This window comes from Priestia abyssalis, from assembly GCF_002019595.1.
GTDB classification, from domain to species: Bacteria; Bacillota; Bacilli; order Bacillales; family Bacillaceae_H; genus Bacillus_BA; species Bacillus_BA abyssalis.
In genome coordinates, this window is the sequence record NZ_KV917369.1 from 801,133 (window position 1) to 819,364 (window position 18,232).

An 18,232-nucleotide genomic window follows, 5' to 3' on the forward strand; every position below is an offset into this window, starting at 1 on the left:
CATGTCCTTAACAAAGCCATGCATGTTTCGAATGTGGATGTTAACGTATTGCTTCTTGGTGAATAGGGAACGAGTCGAAATTAGTCGAACCCGCCGTTGAATTAGGTAAAGAGATATGCAATGATTAAGTTACTGTTATGGAAAAAAGGGAGATTTTTTATGGGGAAAAATCGTTTAGCCAAATACCAAAGCAAGCTCTTGGACAATGTACACCAACAGCTCAAGAGTTGGGAGTATATGGAGAGTGCAGAGGTTGTAAGAGAAGAAATCTACACATTTTTACACTCGGTCAAAGGAACGTCAGGAGTGATTAATCTGGGACGCATTTCTCAGGTAGCCAGTTTGCTTCTGAATAAAGTGGAGAAAGATACTCGTTCTGTTTGGCCAAAGCAAGAAGCTCTTGACTTTATTTTTCCTTTAGCGCTTGAGTTATCTTCTTATATGCTTCAGAAAGACCCATCTTCTTTGGAAATTGATGAACAGTCCGTTGTAAAACGAAAAGATGTTCCGTTAATTTTAATTGTGGACGATGATATATCTTTGCTCATTTATTTAAAGGATCGATTGGAGCAAGAAGGATATTTAGTTCTTGTTGCTTCCGATGTCCGCAAGGGCCTTTCTTTATTTTACGATTTTAATCCAGATTGCTTAGTATTGGATGTTCTCGTTTCGGATGACAATGGATTGACCATTATGGAAGAGTTTCAAGCACAAATCAAAAAGAGATTTGTTTCTACCATTGTCATGAGTGTCGATGATCGAAAAGAAACGAGAATCAAAAGTTTTGAGATGGGTGCCGACGATTTTATCGGAAAGCCTTTCGATATGGAGGAATTTCTTGTCCGCTTAAAACGCCATCTGGATCGCCGTCTACTAATCGGTGAGTCTCTCTTATTGGATGAATTGACTAAAGTGTATAATCGGCGCTTTTTAGCGATGGAATATGAACGTGTGTTAGCTGAGCATCAACTTTCAAGCAAGCCGCTGTGCCTCGCCATTTTGGACATTGACCATTTCAAGAGTGTCAATGATACGTATGGCCATGTGGCAGGTGATACGGTTTTATCTAGATTCGCAGAATTCTTAAAAGAGCGGTCACGCCCGGAAGACCGGGTCGTCCGTTATGGAGGGGAGGAGTTTCTCTTATTGCTGCCCCACACTGAGGCGAATGAAGGGAAAGAACTGATGGAACAGCTGCTTCAAGACTTTTCGTCACAGACGATCCAGATCGATCAGCAGCAATTATCCATTACTTTCTCAGCCGGGCTTTATGAAATAAGAGATACAGACATGCATTTGGCCAAGGCCGTTCAATTTGCTGACTCCGCTTTATATAAAGCAAAGAAAAACGGCAGAAAGCAAGTGGAGTGTTATGTGACACAAGAGCTCGAACAATATGAGCCCGCTAAATTGAAAGTGGCAGTTATTGATGATTCAGAGATTATGAGAGAATCGATCTCTTATTTTTTAAATGGACTTTCCCTGGAAAAACATGAATTGGAAATCCAACTTTTTGATGGCGGCCGCTCATTTTTTCAAGATGCATGGTCGCAAACCGAGCATTCTTATCTCGTCCTGTTAGATGGTGTGATGCCGCAAATGGATGGGCTGGAAGTATTGCAGCGTATCCGTTCTTTACCTAAATCCCGCCGCTACACAGTGTTAATGTTGACGGCAAGGAAGCAGGAATCGGATATTGTGAGAGCGTTGAATCTTGGAGCGGATGACTATATGACAAAGCCGTTCAGCACAGCAGAGCTGGAAGCGCGAATTAAAGGGCTGATTCAAAGGATGCAGTGAATATGAAAAACGAAATGATCTTTCTGATGTCTTTGACGATTCTGTTAGTTACCTTGCTTTTCTTGCTTCTCGGTTATCTCATCATTCGTAAGGTATTAATCGGTCAAAAGGAAAGACGGATTGCTGAAATAATGAAAAACAAGCAGCAAGTGCTGTTTATCTATCTGCAAAACGGAAAGTGGAGCAAGAAGCTTATCCCTGCAACAACCTTGGAGCGGATGGCATTGGAGAAGCTGCTTATCAACTTTTTGGATCTGTTTAAAGGTGAAGAGGTCAAAGCAAGGATGACGGAATATATCACCTCTTATTTTTTGTCTTATTATAAAAAGCAGCTTTTTCATCGGAATGGAAGCATTCGCCTTAACACGCTGTACCGCATTCTGGATTTTCGAATCTCCCAATTAAATGATGATATTGTTTTTTTAGTGGAAAAAGGCATCGAAGACCGAGAAATATTTTTGATATGTAACATATTGGCCCATTCTCAAGACCCTCGCGTTCTGCCGATTATATTACATTATGTTCGTTCGCTGACCGTCTATGAATTAAGGGCGATTTTGCAAGAATTGGAGATTTGTTATTTTCAAGAAATCGTATCACATTACAATGAACTGGAAGAAAGATACCGGTTCGCCGTGCTTGAAACAATCGGCTTTGAAAAGCGTCTTGATTATTTGCCGCTGCTTGAGCAGGTTGCCCGCGGACAAGAAGGGGAAGAGAGAATTCGCGCATTAAAAGCCATCTCCTTTTTGGGGTATATAAGCGATGTGTCCATTTTGCATGAAACGGCCCTTTCCTCCAGATGGGAGGAGCGGCTTATGACGGCTAAAATCATTGGCAGCCTTTGTACAGAACGAGAAATTCCTCTCTTATACCGGCTTATTGAAGACCGCGTTTGGAGAGTGCGGTATGAGGCGGGACATTCCTTATACAAATACAAACAGGCCAAGCAGCTTTTGCGTGAGTTTGCAGAAAAAACGGAGGATCGATATGCAAAAGATATGGCACTGGAATGGCTGGAGAGGATATCGTAATGGAATTATTCATTCAAGCTTGGCTGAGATTTGTTGAGGCTTTCGGTTGGTTTATATTCGTATATATGGTGTTCATGATTTGTTTTTATAGCTTGATGCTTTTATTCTCCTTCCGGCAGCTGCGCAAAGAAATGCACCTAAACAAATACGAAATGTATGAAGCGCTGATGACAGAAGGGGCCACAAAGCCGATTTCCATTTTGGTGCCCGCCTATAATGAAGAGGCGGGTATTTATGACAGTGTTCGCTCATTGCTGAATATCCATTATCCCGAATTTGAAATCATTGTCATTAACGACGGATCGAAAGACAATACGATGGCTGTGATGATTGAGAAATTCAACATGAAAGCAGTACGCAAGGCCGTACAAACGAATATTCAAACCCAGCCTGTTCACGGGGTGTACCGGTCTGTAATATTCGAAAACTTGTATGTTATCGATAAAGAAAACGGCGGAAAGGCGGACGCTCTCAATGCAGGGCTGAACCTATCCAATTATCCTTATTTTTGCTCGCTGGACGGAGATTCCATTTTAGAGCAGGACGCTTTCTTGAAAGTGATGAAACCGATTGTTGATTCAAATGGGGAAGTCATTGCCTCTGGAGGCAGTATCCGAATTGCGAATGGCTGCAAAATCGAAGGCGGGCAGATGCTTGAAATCGGATTATCCAAAAATCCGCTCGTCGTTCTTCAAGTTATTGAATATTTGCGTGCTTTTTTAATGGGAAGAATTGGACTCAGCTATCGCAATTGGCTTCTTATTGTGTCAGGAGCATTTGGGGTTTTCTCTAAAAGCTGGGTGCTGGAAGCAGGCGGTTACAAGCGGGACACTGTCGGCGAGGATATGGAACTCGTCGTTCACCTCCATCGGCTCATAAAAGAGAAAAAAGCAACCAAGAAAATCGTCTATATTCCGGAACCTGTTTGCTGGACGGAAGCGCCGGAGGACATGACTTATTTGCGGCGCCAGCGAAGCCGCTGGCATCGTGGGCTGTTTGAAAGTTTGCTTGCTCATCGTAAACTTCTCTTTAATCCAAAATATGGATCGATCGGATTCGTCTCCTTGCCATATTTTTGGTTTATTGAAGCGATTGGACCGCTTGTCGAATTGGGAGGATATCTATTCTTTTTTCTGTCGCTCTTTTTGGGAGGTGTATACATAGAGTTCGGTATTGTTTTGTTGCTGTTGTCTGTCCTCTACGGTTCAGTTTTCTCGATGTTTGCGGTAGTGCTGGAAGAATGGAGTATGCGGCGATACCCGAAAGTGAGTGATGTCATCCGCCTGTTTTTCTATTCCTTAACCGAAACGTTCTGGTACCGTCCTCTTACTGTTTTTTGGCGATTGGAAGGATTCATCCAATTCCTGCGCCGTAAACACACGTGGGGAGAGATGAAGCGAAAAGGTCTTTCAGGAGGTTCATCGTGAAAAGAAGTTATTTTTTTATTGTTCTATTTGCCATTCTCGCCCTATTAACAGGTCCTTTTCTCCTGTGGCAGCTAAAGCCGGACAAACAACTGGATATGCTCATTATTGATAAAACAGTGCCCGATGAGACATATCGGGAGCATAATGGACTGATGTGGCTGCTGAATCATGAGAAATATAAAAAAGGAAACGGCAAGGGGTATAGCTTGTCAACTGACTATGAAGGCGTCAAGCCCGCAGGCAACAATACGTATCGGGCAGATGATGTGGTGAAGTCTCTTGAAAAGCCGCACGACGTCATTTATTTGGCGGACACATATGGTATATATGAAGCGGATGTCGAAAAAGAGACAGATGGGAGACGCTCTGACCAATTGTATGGCGGGTTATCATCAGAAGAAGCCGATGCAATATTTTCTGCTCTATTAAAACAGGGAGGAACATTTATCGCCGAGTTCAACTCATTTGCCAACCCGACAAATGAAGATGTTCGTACTAAAATGTATGATATGCTCAATTTAACATGGACGGGTTGGATTGGAAGAGTGTTCACTGATCTGCAAAGCGGAGAAGTGCCTGTTTGGGTAAAAGACCGCTACCGTCAGCAGTATGATCAAGAATGGACCTTCAAAGGAGGAGGACTCATTTTCGTCAACGAGCAAGATCATATTCTTGTTATTCCGGATAAGCAAATTGAAAAAGAGATGACTGTCAAACTAACGAAACAAGGAAAAGAACGGTGGAAGAAAGCGAATGATTCCCCTTATCAATATTGGTTTGATGTCGTCAAGGCGAATCAAGAAAATGAAATTTTGGCCCGCTATGAATTTCAGGTGAATCAGGAAGCGAAACAGCTGCTTGAAAGCTATGGCATTCCTGTAACATTCCCTGCCATTGTCCACCATCAAAACCGACAATTTCAAACATACTATTTTGCCGGTGACTATGCGGATCAGGCAGAGCTTCCAGGCATTTACCAAACAGTCGGATTTACGTCGCTGAAGAAGCTGCGGCTTGATTCGAAAAATCAAGAGGATCGTTTTTATTGGGACACATATGTGCCGGTCATGAGAGACATTTTAGCCTCTAAATATGAGCCTTCATCTTCCGTCGAAGTCGAGACAATGAATAAAGATGGCATGACCTTTAACGGAAAAGCGGGAAAAGACTATCTGCAAATCTATCAAAATGGTAAATGGGAAGACATTCTCATAAAAGGGGTGAACATGGGAATTGCCAAGCCTGGTCATTTTTCAGGGGAAACAGCCATTACGAAAACAGAATATTTGCGCTGGTTCCAAAAAATCGGAGAGATGAATGCGAATGCGATTCGTGTCTACACGCTCCATCCTCCTCATTTTTACGAGGCGCTCTACGAATATAACGAAACGGCTGATAAACCGTTGTATGTATTTCACGGTGTTTGGGTGACAGAAGAAAAGCTTGTTAAGACAGAGAATGCCTTTTCTAATGAAGTGATGGAGGACTTTAGCGGTGAGATCAAGCGGATCATTGATGCTGTGCACGGCAATGCCGAGGTTGCCAAAATTCCAGGCCATGCAGGCGGGACGTATACAGCTGATATTTCCAAGTATGTCCTCGGCTGGCTGATCGGGATCGAGTGGGATCCGACAGCGGTATTAGAAACGAATCGAAAAAATGCGCAAATCGGGGAGTATAACGGGCGTTACATCTATACGAGGCAAGCCAATCCATTTGAGCATTGGCTGGCAACTCATATGGATGAACTCGCCGTGTATGAAGCCGATAAGTATAAGTGGCAGCGCCCCATCAGCTTTGTGAACTGGCCGACAACGGACTTACTGGAACATCCGAGTGAACCGTTAGAAAAAGAAGACATAGTGTCCATTGATCCGAACCGCATTTATACGACGGACTCATTTTATCCCGGAGTGTTTGCTTCCTATCATTTTTACCCGTATTATCCAGATTTCTTAAATTATGAATCGAAGTACGTGAACTACGAGGATCATGAAGGAAAGAAAAACAATTATGCTGGATATTTGCATGATATGAAAAAGGAACACCGCATGCCGCTGCTTGTAGCGGAGTTCGGCGTCCCCGCTTCAAGGGGATTGACGCATAAAAACGTATATGGAATGGATCAAGGGATGCATTCGGAGCAAGAGCAGGGAAAAATCAACGCCAAGCTGTTTCGTTCCATCGTAGAGGAGGACATGGCAGGAGGCCTCATGTTCACATGGCAGGATGAGTGGTTTAAACGAACATGGAACACGATGGATTATGATAATCCGGACCGCCGCCCGTTTTGGTCGAATATGCAGACGAATGAGCAGCATTTCGGTTTGTTAAGCTTTGACCCTGGCAAATTCCATTCGCCCATCTATGTGGACGGCCAGCCGTTTGACTGGGAAAAGCTTGATGACAAAAACGTTTATAAACAAAAGGGTACAGCCGGAAAGTTGGAACAACTGGAAATGACGAGTGATGCTGCTTATGTGTACATGAAAATCGATTACCGAGGTAAAATCAAAGCAGGACAGCTAAACACAGACATTTTGCTCGACACTATTTCAGGACAGGGGCAGTCTTCCTTACCGGGCGGCGACTCATTCAAGTTCGATCCAGAAATTGATTTTGTCATCCAGTTAAGAGGGAAGGATGACTCACAGGTTGTCATAGACAGTTATTATGACAATTTCTACTATCAGTATGGTCACGTATTGAAATTAATTGAGCACCAGTCGTATACTTCCAAGAAAAACAATGGCAAGTATCACCCGATTCGTCTTGCATTGAATAAAGGCTTTGACCTTCCTAATGGAAAAACGGTCCCATTTGATGCGTATGAAACGGGGAAACTTACATTTGGCAACGGAAACCCAAAGCTTCCGGAATTTAATTCCCTGGCGGATGTTCAAGTGAACGAAGAAGAAGGTTTCGTTGAACTGCGTGTGCCATGGTTGCTTCTCAATGTAAAGGATCCAAGTTTACATGAAGTAATGGGAGACCTCTGGAAAAGCGGCCTTAAAAGCCAGCATTACACAAGCAGCTTTCATGCTGCTGTCATTCACTATGAAGGAACAGATTCGGGACAAACATCGATACAGGATACAATGCCGGCTGCACAAAACGGCTATTTGCCGCTTGGCCAAATGTATCAATACAAGTGGAAGGCATGGGAAGAGCCGGTCTACCATGAGCGTTTGAAGGAATCCTATTACACGGTCCAAAAACTGTATCGAGATACCGTATTAAAAAATAAATAAACTAATCTCATGATAAGTCATGAAGGAAAAACGAAGGAGAACCAGAATGACAAAACGGCTTTTATTGGCAGAAGATGAAGAAGTGCTGCGTATGCTGGTAGTGGATACGTTAGAAGATGAAGGCTATGAAATTGATGAAGCTTGTGATGGAGAAGAAGCGTATGAATTAATCGAGCAGAATAACTATGATTTAGTCATCATCGATTATATGATGCCTCGAATGACAGGCTTGGAAGTCATTGAAAAAGTCCGGCAGCATCCCGAAAGAAAAGAGACAAAGATTTTGATGCTTTCGGCCAAGAGCCAAAAGGTGGACCAAGACCGGGTATTGCTGGCAGGGGCAGACCACTTTATTTCAAAACCGTTCAGTCCTCTTTATTTAGTAGAAAAAATAGGGGAGATATTAGGTGAATAGACAAATTAATAAGAGCTTCGTAGGGAAATCCATTTGGATGGGTGTCGCCTTTATTGTGATATTAGTAGCGGGGATATCCGTATTGCGCGGTTATCAGCTTCACATTAAGGATGAATATGATCAAAAGCTCTCCCATATTTCTACCCATAAAGCGATGCTGTTTAATATTGAGCAGATCGCCGATAGTGCTTTATTTGAGGGGAGAGGTTACTTAGCTTTTGGCAAAGACCCATTTATAGCTCAAGTCAATGAACAGGAGCGAAGGCTGGAAGATGAATTGAAATTATTTTTCAATCATATCGATACAACCGATGAACAACAGCTTTACAATGAATTTCAGGCGTTTAAGCAATGGTACTTTGATGATGCTTTTCCTAAAGTAGTCCAATATAAAAAAGAAAAGAACGAAGCGGCGATTGACAAGGTAGCCGATGATGAGGGAGGAACAGACAAAGTCAATAGTTTTCTTGCATTGCTTGAAGAAGAAAATAAAAAACTTCAGTTAAAATATGAGCAAACGTTAAGTGAAAAAGAAAAGAAGACCACGTTTGCCCAAACGATGTTCTTTTTATTTTTGGGTATGATGGTACTGGTGCTGCTGGCTTTGTTTACTGCTGTCATCCGTCAAGTAATTTTGCCGTTAAAAGGCTTGGCGTTTACAGCTTCCCAAATAAGCCATGGAGCGTATATCGATTCATTGGATTATACGAAAAGGGATGATGAGATCGGGGCATTATCCCGTTCTCTCGAGAAAATGATTCAAGATTTGCAGCAGAATGAGCAAGAGCTCATGGCGCAAAATGAAGAGCTTTTGGCCCAGCAAGACGAATTGAATGAACAGCAGGATAAGTTGCAGCAAGCCTTTGCCAAAACAAAAGAAAACGAGGAGGCTCTTCTTCGCCGTAACCAATTTATCCGTGCGCTTGCGAATACGCTCAATAAATGCGAGCTGCTGGGTAATGTGATGGATAGCATGGTGCATTTTACGAAGGCGACAAAAGGCATCATTGTGCTCATGGATGAAGGAAAGAGTTATGCGAGTCATGGGCTGGTCGAAAAAGAAGAACATCAATTTTTACAGTCGCTGGATGAAAGCAGCATTATCGCCAAGCTGCAAACGTCGATGAAGCCATATATGATCAAAAGAGAGAGCTCATCAAGCGAGCGAGGATATGTAACCGATCCCTACTATTATTATGATTTGATTCTTCCGATTGTCCATGATGACAAGGAACTGCTGGCCGTCATTATGGTGAGCCGTTCAGGAGAGGGCTTTGCGGAAAAAGAAATCGAAGAATATACAGGCTTTTGCCAGCAAATTTCCCTTTCTCTGGAGAAGCTTCATATGTATGAGGAAGCAGAGAATAGTCGTCAAACCGTCCAAGATATTTTGAACACGATTCATGAAGGGATTCAATTGTTTGATGAAGAGGGAAGAATTTTGCTTGTGAATGAAACGCTTTGCGATATGATGGGAGAAGAGAGCGAAGCCCTCTTGCAAAAGTCGTCGGATGACTGGGTGGAACTTATACAAGAAAAAGTCGAAGAGCCGGAAGGGTTAATCGAGTTTATTCGAAAAGCCATTCACCAACAGCCTCAAGAAGCATCATATATTTTTAAATTGAGAAACGGGTCCACGCAAATTATTCAGCTGTACCCTGAAACGCTGCATAGGGAGGACCACAAATTCGGAACCATTTTTGTCTATCGGGATATTACGAAGCAATATGAAGTCGATCAGATGAAATCAGAGTTTGTGAGCACGGTCAGCCATGAATTGAGAACACCGCTCTCCAGTGTGTTAGGATTTACAGAACTGATGCTTAATAAAGAGCTTCCGCCTCAAAGGCAGCGGAAATATTTAATGACGATCTCGCAGGAAGCATCGCGCCTAACTGCGCTCATCAATGATTTTCTTGACGTACAGCGAATGGAATCTGGAAAGCAAACGTACAATAAAAACTATTATTCTATTCAAAACGTTGTGGAAGATGTCCTGACGATGAACAAAATCAATACGAATATCCATGATTTCATTGTTGATGTTCAAACAAAAAAATTAACGATATTAGGTGATAAAGATAAGCTGTCACAGGTATTTAATAATTTGTTGAGCAACGCGGTTAAATACTCGCCGAATGGCGGAAAGATCATTGTAAGAATAAGAGAAGAGCAGTCACATTTAAAAGTAGATGTAATAGATGAAGGGTTGGGCATTCCGGAAGAGAGCATTTCCCATTTGTTCACTAAATTCTATCGAATTGATAACACGGACCGTCGAAAAATCGGCGGTACGGGTCTAGGTCTTGCTATTGTCAAAGAAATCGTCAAGGCACACGATGGAGATATCCATGTACAGTCACAGTTTGGGCATGGAAGTACGTTTACGGTTAGCTTCCCGCTTGTTGAAGATGTATCCATGATTCCTCAAGTTGATTCGACTGACAGGGAATATAAGGCCCATGTCGTCATCATTGAAGACGATCGCAGCCTCGCAAACCTGCTTTATGAAGAATTAAAAGATAATGACTTCCATGTGGGCCATTTTACTGATGGAGAAACAGCTGTCTCGGCCATTATAGAGCAGCTCCCTGATGCAGTCGTCGTTGATATTTTGCTTGATAACAGCATAGATGGCTGGGCTGTCATTAAAAAGCTCAAGGAAAATTCGAAGACAGAAAAAATCCCGATTTTCATTTCGACGGCCCTGGATGAACAGGAAAAAGGGCAACATTTAGGGGCAGACGGTTATTTAGTGAAGCCGTATCAGCCGAGCAAGCTGTCCAATCATATTTTACAAGTGTTATTGGAAAACGAACGAAAAGGCCAAATCATGGTTCCGAATCCTGAGAAAAACGAGAGTGAATAAAGAAAGGGTCAAAATACCTTTGCCTTTTCATAGAAACGTAAACTTTCAATCGGTGAAGAATCTTATATACAATAAATAAGGAGGCCCGGATGTTCTTTATCCGGGCCTCCTTATTTATTGTGCATATTGGAAAACTACTATATTATTAAAAGTGTAAAATATTTCCTTGTTTTAGAGATAGGGGAGAAAAAAGTGAAAAAACAAAAGAAATGGAAGAAAGTTGGACCGGTTGTACTGGCAGCTGCTATTGGGACAAGCGGTGTCATGATGCCTGCAGCAAACGATTTAATGGTACAGGCGGAAGAACCGGCCAACACCATTGCGCCGATGAATTTCGAACAAGTGGCAAGTACATTTATGACAGCGGTTTCGAAAGAAAATTGGGAAGGGGCATATGCCCTATTAAATGAAACTCTTAAAAAGCAGGTTCCTGCTGAAATGCTGCCGAACATTTGGCAGGCGAAAACGGCTCCTTTTGGGAAACTGGGAAAACAATTGTCAATCAAGCGGAAAACGAATAGTATTCATACGAATGTCGTCATGACCTATGAAGGAGAACTATCTCCGGTAGAGATCACGATTAATTTTGACAAGGACGGTTATATCGACGATTTTTATCTTCCTTTCTATTATACGCCTGCAAGCCAGTATAAGGAGCCTTCATATGAAAAGAAAGAGAATTACGTGGAAAAAGATGTGAAGATTGGAGAAGGGGATTTTGCCCTGCCTGGCACGTTAACATTGCCAAAGGGAGAGGGACCATTCCCGGCAGTCGTTCTCGTTCATGGATCAGGTCCGAATGATCAAGATGAAGCCCTTTATTCCACGAAGCCATTTCGCGATATCGCCGTCGGCCTGGCGAACGAAGGCATTGCGGTGCTGAGATATGAGAAGGTAACTCGGGAGCATCATATTAAAACAGCAATGAATCAAAAGCTTAGTATTGAAGGAGAAACGATTAATGATGCGATCAAGGCAATTGAACGGCTGAACACGGTCCCCGAAGTGAATCAAGATGAGCTCTATGTATTGGGACACAGCCAGGGAGGATACGCGCTTCCCCGCATTTTACAAGCCGATAAAAGCAGACAAATTGCCGGGGGAATTGTCGTCGCAGGACCGAGCGGCAAATTTCAGGACTTGATGCTATGGCAGCAGCAACAGGCAGTGGAAAGGGCGCAGAAACAGGGTTTGCCTGCTGAACAGGTAGAAGCGTTAAAAGCGAATCTCGCATTTTGGGAACAGCAAATTGCCCTTATTAACAATCCGTCTTATTCAAAAGAGAATATTCCGAAAGAGTTTCAGATAGGGAACGGTTATTGGTGGTATGAGCTGCGTGACTATGTACCGGCACAATTGGCTGCATCCCAAGATGTCCCTCTTTTTATTATGCAGGGGGAGAAAGACTTGCAAGTGCCTCCGTCCCAGCTGAAAAATTGGGAAGAGGCATTATCCGAGCGCGAAAATGTTACATACAAACTGTACCCTAACTTAATCCATTTGCTTGTCGACTATGAAGGAGAGCCGAATTTTTCCGAATATGCCATCCCAGCGAACGTACCGGAAGGCTTTATCGGAGATCTTGCAAATTGGATAAAAGGGGAAAAAACACCAAGTCTAGAAGATGCGATGTTTTCAGACGTTTCCCCGTCTTACTGGGCTTTCAGAGAAATCCAGCAAATCGCTTCACAAGGCTATGTGAACGGTTATCCTGATGGAACATTCCAGCCAAACAAACAGGTGACAAGAGGACAAGCCGCCAAGATTGTGGCCAATGCACTTGGCTTCAAGGAAGACAAGGTGACAGACGAAACGGTGTTTACCGACTTGCCGGCTAAGCATGAATTCCTGCTGTATGTACGTTTTTTAAAACAGCAAGGAATCCTGTCGGGATATGAGGACGGTACCTTCAAGCCGAATGAGCCGTTAACCCGAGCCCAAATGGCAAAATTATTATCAACGGCCTTCAAATTGAAAGGCCATCCGACAAAGCCATTCAAAGATATTAAAGCCGGCCATTGGGCTGCCGAGTATATCGATGCCCTGGCGGCGAATGGAATCACGACCGGAAAACCGGATGGCACATTCGCTCCGAACGAACATGTGACAAGAGCGCAGGCCGCTGCCTTTTTATATCGGGTGCTTCAAAAATAAGCGTACAGCATGTACATAGAAAACGCCAAACGTAAACGGGTTGGCGTTTTCTTATGGAGCAATGCCTGCTTTTCGTTTTATAAATATCTTTGAAAATAGCAAATAAAAATTAAACAATATCTAAAGTTTGGGAAAAAGCATCTGTTCACTCAACGCATTTTAAATATTTTGAATATTTTTATAGTAAATGTATAGACGCACTACTTTCAATGTATATAATAATAACTACGAATATTTTGTAAACGCTTAATAAATTTACAGTTGTTACATAAGTAGTAAGTATAAAGAAATAGAATAAAGGCATTAGTGTAAAAGTGCTGCCAAAAGGTGAGGGCCGTGTTGAATCTACTAAGAAAACTACGAATGGACCGGACGAGAGGGCAAATATTTTTTGGATTTATAGTTGCCATGATTATTGTATTGACGTTAACGATTAGTGTTTCTTATTTAATGCTTTCAAAATTGCAAAAAGAAAATGCAGAACAATATGTTAATGAAATTGCTGCACAAATGAGCGGGCGTTTAGAGGCCCTTTTAAATGAGGTCAATGTGCTAACCCTTCATCTTGCAACAGATGATCGTATCCAAGAGATGCTTATAGATGAACTAAATGGTTCAAAGCCTTCTTTTGATGAGAGAATCGCGATACGCAAAGTATTACTCAATACAAGTGCCTATTCACAAGCAATCGAGGAGATTGAATTGTTTTCGCTTTCAAACAGCATTTACCCTGTTGTCAATAAAACGATTACGGAAAGGATTGGGAAACCATATGTTGCTGAAGCGGATGAAAAGGTAAAGGCTGGGAATCTTGTGTGGATTGGTCGCGACCATGAAAATCCAGATTATTTAGTGGCAGTTCGGCAAATTCGCTTAGAGAAAAGGAAGTACCAAAAAGGCGGCTATTTAGTGATCCGGGTTAAGCCCTCCCTTATTGAATTTACACGTAAAGATATAGCTGAAATGAACGGAAGTACGATGTATCTCCTCGATGCAGAAAAAACGGATATTTCGACAGAGGAAAAAAACAAACCTCTTTTATCAATTGGCGATATTCAAGAGAAGAAAAAAGATTACATTACAGTAAAAAAAAGGGTAGCAGAAACGAATTGGACACTTGCTCTTTTAGTTCCTAAAAAAGAGGTAACAGAAGGAATCGATTTTTTACAGACTGTGCTAGTATGGGCAAGCATTCTTAGCATCATTTTATTTGCATTATTGTCTTATTACCTTTCTTTATTTATTACGTCCTCGATCAAAAAAATGACAAAGGTAATGCAACAAGCAAAAGGCGGTATTCTTGCAGAGAATCCTGACCACTATTTTAATCATGAAATCAACCAGTTGAATACCGTCTATAATCAAATGGTTAAACAAATTAATTATTTGATAGAAGCTGTTTATGAAAAGGAGATTATTAGAAGCAAAAGTGAAATTAAGGCGCTTCACTCACAAATTAACCCGCACTTTTTATTTAATACATTGGATTCGCTTTATTGGTCGCTTATTAGTAAAGAAGAAGAAAAGCTGGCACAGTTTGTCGTTACGCTGGCTGATTTATTCCGATATGCCATTCAACCAAACCGGAAAGATGGTTTCGTAACAATTGAAGAAGAGTTGCAACAGGTAAAGCGATATGCTGATATTATGCGGATGCGCTGGGATGAACGTCTCCAAGTCGATATAGATTTCGACCAACGTGCAGCAATGTGTGAAATCCCCAAACTAACCATCCAACCTATTTTAGAAAATGCGATCACTCATGGCATTGAACCAAAGAGCAACGGCGGCATTGTTAAGCTGTCGGTAAAAGAGGAAGAGGGAATTGTTAAAATCATCGTTAAAGATAATGGTATTGGGGTAGAAGGAGAGCGGCTAAAGGAAATTCAAAAACGCCTGCAAAATGGAACAAGCATGAATTCCATTGCAAAAGGAACTGGAATCGGCTTATTTAATATTCATAAACTTCTTCAACTGCATTTTGGACAAGAATTTGGTTTACAGATTGATAGTCTTTTAAATAAAGGAACCACAGTAATTTTACGAATACCATCAAGGAGCTGGTGATAGTATGAATCATCCTGCTATATTAATTGTTGATGATGAACGTAACGCAAGAATGGGAGTTTCTCTTACTCTGCAAAAATGGGCAAAAGGACAGTATGATGTAGATGTAGCTGAAAATGGCTTTCAGGCTTTCGAACTCATGAGGGAGCGTAACTATGATTTATTGGTGACGGATATTCAAATGCCTGTCATGACAGGCATTGAGCTGCTGGAAGCATTGAGAAATGAAGATAAAGACGTGACGAGTATCTTATTGACAGGCTTTGCAGAGTTTGAATATGCAAAAAGAGGTTTACAGCTTGGGGCTGTTGATTATTTATTAAAGCCCATTCAGCAGGACAAACTGATTGCTTCTGCTCAAAAGGCACTGGAAACAGCTAAAAAGAAACAGAGGACAAAATTAAGTGAACTTCTTATTGATCCAGAAATACAGGAGTTCTTCTCGGATCAAAAGAAATCGAGTAATCTCAGTATTGATAGCGCCATTAAATACATTAATGATCATTTACGTACAACATTGGCAATTAAAGACGTAGCGCAGCATGTTCATCTTAATTCAAGCTACTTTAGTGTTTTATTTAAACAAGAAAAAGGAATCACTTTCAGCGACTTTGTTACAAAGTTGAGGCTCAAGAAGGCAAAAGAGCTGCTTATTATAACGGATTTAGGGATTGACGAAATTTCAGAACAAATCGGCTATCAAACAACCAGTTATTTTATCAAAATATTTAAAAAAAATGAAAGTATGACGCCAAAGCAATATCGCGATCGTTTTTTAGAGAAAAGAAAATCAGTGTAAAATATCCAGCTAGAACATTCAACATGGTCAAAGAGCACCTATGTCGAGTGTTCTAGACCTTTGTGAGTATATTCAAGATAGAAGAATAGAAAAGCGTAAACAGGATGAAAAGCAATGGTGCCGTTAAAAAATGAATTTGTATAGAAATTGTAAGGAATGAACCGTTATAAGAACCGTTCAAGATCGAGGGTTCTAGTAACGGTTTATTTTAGTTTGGAGGCTGTTTTTAGAGGAGTCTTCTATTTGTATGTAGACAACCGTTTGTGAACTCGCCTCAATAGAATGGAGAAGTATCGAGTTATCAAGTTGAATTTATATAGAAAGCACTCGCAATCAGCAGGAAATTTAAGAGATAGATACGGTTTAGCGAGAAGATTCAAATAAAAGGAGTTAGAATGATTTGAATTTTCTGACCATCTAATGAATGTGCTATTTTAGCCAATCAGAGTCTAATTACATACTGTGGAAATGTTGATATTATAAGTTTGTAAACGCATACAACGAAGGAGGAGATGGGGGGATATAAGTGCTGTATCAAAACTAATCACTCAGGATGCGTGACTTTTGATTCTAAAAAAAAGGGGGAGTTGTCGGTGAGAGAAACGGGACTGCAGCGTTGGACAAGCGGATTGTTCTTTATGGGACCAGCTCTTGCAATTTTTTCATTTATTATTATTGTCCCAATCATTATGAGTATTTATTACAGCTTTTTTGAATGGGATGCCATTAGCCCAAAAGTTTTTAACGGTCTTGAAAACTATAAAAGACTCCTTGCAGATGAAATTGTTTGGACTTCACTAAAAAACTCTGCGCTGCTTACACTAGGTGCCTTGTTCATTCAGATTCCCGTCGGATTGTTTCTAGCTGTTCTTCTTAGTTACAAACTAAAAGGATCCAATTTTTTGAAAACGGTTTATTTTACACCTGTCATGCTTTCGACAGCGGTACTTGGAATTTTATGGGGACAAATTTATGATCCTAATTTTGGATTGATTAACAATTTTTTAATCAAATTAGGTCTTGAGAATTGGACTCATGCTTGGCTCGGTGAGGAAAAATATGCGCTTGCATCAGTTATTGCTGTTGTTGCCTGGCAGTTTATCGGGTTTTATGTCATTGTCTACTTTGCAGCGCTGCAAAATGTGCCGGAGGAAGTGCTTGAATCAGCACGAATTGAAGGGGCAAGTGAATGGCAAATATTATTCCGTATTCGCATTCCGCTCATCTGGCACGTTATCACGTTTACGATTTTGAACTGTGTAATTAATTCATTGAAATACTTTGATCTTATTTACATCATGACAGGAGGCGGACCAAACAATTCGAGTGAGGTACTGGCAAGCTATATGATGAAAAATGCCTTCACTTTAATGGATTATGGATATGGAAGTGCCATCTCAACGTTCTTGCTTGTATTCGGACTAGTTATTGCCTTTATTTTGGCAAAGGTGTTAGGAAAAGGTACATCCCAATTCCAATAAAGAAAGGAGCAGAAAAGTGAAAAGTACACCGATCGAAACTGTTAAACCGATTCAGAGACCCGGCCTTTTAAACTTACAAAAACGTTTAACTAAAAGGACGCTTGTTCGTTTCAGTATCTACTTCATTCTCTTCGTTCATTTAGTGTTCACCGGTTACCCGTTCGTATGGATGCTGATTTCTTCATTTAAAAGCGATAGTGAATATTTCGCCAATCCATGGGGGCTGCCTTCAGAGTGGCACTTTGAAAACTTCGGAAAAGCATGGAATGAAGGGATCAGCGATTACTTCTTTAATACTACCTATATTACCGTTTTCTCCGTACTCGGCTTGTTGATTGTTTCGTCATTTATCGCCTTTTACCTGGCTGTTCGTCCGTTTAAAGGTTCGAAAGTTCTGCTCGGTATGTTCTTCTTGGCGATGCTGATTCCAGTGCAGAGTACACTTATTCCAATCTTTAACATAGCAAACAAATTCGGATTTTACGATACGTTTTGGGCTCTGTTTTTTCCATACATCGGATTTGGTCTTCCAATGGCAGTCTTTTTATTATATGGTTTTTTCACTCAAATTCCAAAGGAACTTGAGGAAGCGGCGGTAATGGATGGCTGCAATATTTATCAACTGTTCTTTCGTATTTATTTGCCGCTTGCCAAACCAATTTTGGCAACGGTTACAATTCTATCATTCTTTAACATCTTTAATGAGTTTATCTTCCCGCTTGTCATGACTTCAGATGAGTCATTAAAAACGTTACCGCTTGGTCTTATGGCATTTAAGGGGAATTTTAGTGCCAGCTATTCTACCATAAGCGCAGCGCTTGTTATTTCAACCGCACCAATCATCATCCTATACGCGTTTTTACAAAAGTACATTACAAAAGGTGTTGTAGCCGGTTCAGTCAAAGGCTGACCATAAGGTATTGTCAACTAACGAT

At 41.3% G+C, this 18,232-nt stretch carries 11 protein-coding genes; all 11 read left to right on the forward strand.

All coding sequences use genetic code 11. The features are described 5' to 3' along the window. Nucleotides 1-159 precede the first annotated feature (159 nt). The 11 genes from BK575_RS03830 to BK575_RS03880 all read left to right on the forward strand — a co-directional run bounded on the left by BK575_RS03830 (nt 160) and on the right by BK575_RS03880 (nt 18,207). Nucleotides 160-1,800, forward strand: coding sequence for a GGDEF domain-containing response regulator (locus tag BK575_RS03830; RefSeq protein ID WP_169907521.1), 1,641 nt, complete (start codon nt 160-162; stop codon nt 1,798-1,800). Between the two features lie 2 nt (nt 1,801-1,802). Beyond that, the gene (locus tag BK575_RS03835; protein ID WP_078408974.1) at nt 1,803-2,834 is read left to right on the forward strand and encodes a HEAT repeat domain-containing protein; all 1,032 of its coding nucleotides are present in this window, start codon (nt 1,803-1,805) and stop codon (nt 2,832-2,834) included. Then, nucleotides 2,834-4,261, forward strand: a complete 1,428-nt coding sequence (locus tag BK575_RS03840; protein WP_078408975.1) for a glycosyltransferase family 2 protein — start codon at nt 2,834-2,836, stop codon at nt 4,259-4,261. Before BK575_RS03835 ends, BK575_RS03840 begins: the two co-directional genes overlap by 1 nt. Beyond that, on the forward strand, nt 4,258-7,512 hold the full coding sequence (locus BK575_RS03845; RefSeq protein WP_235867298.1) for a hypothetical protein: 3,255 nt from the start codon (nt 4,258-4,260) through the stop codon (nt 7,510-7,512). The genes BK575_RS03840 and BK575_RS03845 overlap by 4 nt, the downstream gene beginning before the upstream one ends. 46 nt (nt 7,513-7,558) lie before the next feature. Then, nucleotides 7,559-7,927 (forward strand): response regulator, encoded by a 369-nt coding sequence (locus BK575_RS03850; RefSeq protein WP_078408976.1) that lies wholly within the window; start codon nt 7,559-7,561, stop codon nt 7,925-7,927. Next, complete coding sequence (locus BK575_RS03855; RefSeq protein ID WP_078408977.1) at nt 7,920-10,796, forward strand: ATP-binding protein; 2,877 nt, start codon at nt 7,920-7,922, stop codon at nt 10,794-10,796. Before BK575_RS03850 ends, BK575_RS03855 begins: the two co-directional genes overlap by 8 nt. 192 nt (nt 10,797-10,988) lie before the next feature. Further along, entirely contained in the window at nt 10,989-12,950 is a 1,962-nt protein-coding gene (locus BK575_RS03860; protein WP_139367962.1) for an S-layer homology domain-containing protein, read from the forward strand. A 339-nt stretch (nt 12,951-13,289) separates the two neighbouring features. Next, a complete protein-coding gene (locus tag BK575_RS03865) occupies nt 13,290-15,017 on the forward strand; it encodes a cache domain-containing sensor histidine kinase (RefSeq protein ID WP_139367963.1) in 1,728 nt (575 codons plus the stop codon). 4 nt (nt 15,018-15,021) lie between these two features. Then, a complete protein-coding gene (locus tag BK575_RS03870; RefSeq protein ID WP_078408980.1) occupies nt 15,022-15,816 on the forward strand; it encodes a response regulator transcription factor in 795 nt (264 codons plus the stop codon). Between the two features lie 593 nt (nt 15,817-16,409). Then, the gene (locus BK575_RS03875) at nt 16,410-17,297 is read left to right on the forward strand and encodes a carbohydrate ABC transporter permease (RefSeq protein ID WP_204524853.1); all 888 of its coding nucleotides are present in this window, start codon (nt 16,410-16,412) and stop codon (nt 17,295-17,297) included. Nucleotides 17,298-17,313: 16 nt separating this feature from the next. Continuing rightward, nucleotides 17,314-18,207 (forward strand): carbohydrate ABC transporter permease, encoded by an 894-nt coding sequence (locus BK575_RS03880; RefSeq protein ID WP_078408982.1) that lies wholly within the window; start codon nt 17,314-17,316, stop codon nt 18,205-18,207. Nucleotides 18,208-18,232 lie beyond the last annotated feature (25 nt).

What these genes read in the sequence shown, in the direction of transcription:
- BK575_RS03830 (WP_169907521.1), top strand. Translation starts at nt 160, where the DNA reads ATGGGGAAAAATCGTTTAGCCAAATACCAAAGCAAGCTCTTGGACAAT.
- BK575_RS03835 (WP_078408974.1), top strand. Translation starts at nt 1,803, where the DNA reads ATGAAAAACGAAATGATCTTTCTGATGTCTTTGACGATTCTGTTAGTT.
- BK575_RS03840 (WP_078408975.1), top strand. Translation starts at nt 2,834, where the DNA reads ATGGAATTATTCATTCAAGCTTGGCTGAGATTTGTTGAGGCTTTCGGT.
- BK575_RS03850 (WP_078408976.1), top strand. Translation starts at nt 7,559, where the DNA reads ATGACAAAACGGCTTTTATTGGCAGAAGATGAAGAAGTGCTGCGTATG.
- BK575_RS03870 (WP_078408980.1), top strand. Translation starts at nt 15,022, where the DNA reads ATGAATCATCCTGCTATATTAATTGTTGATGATGAACGTAACGCAAGA.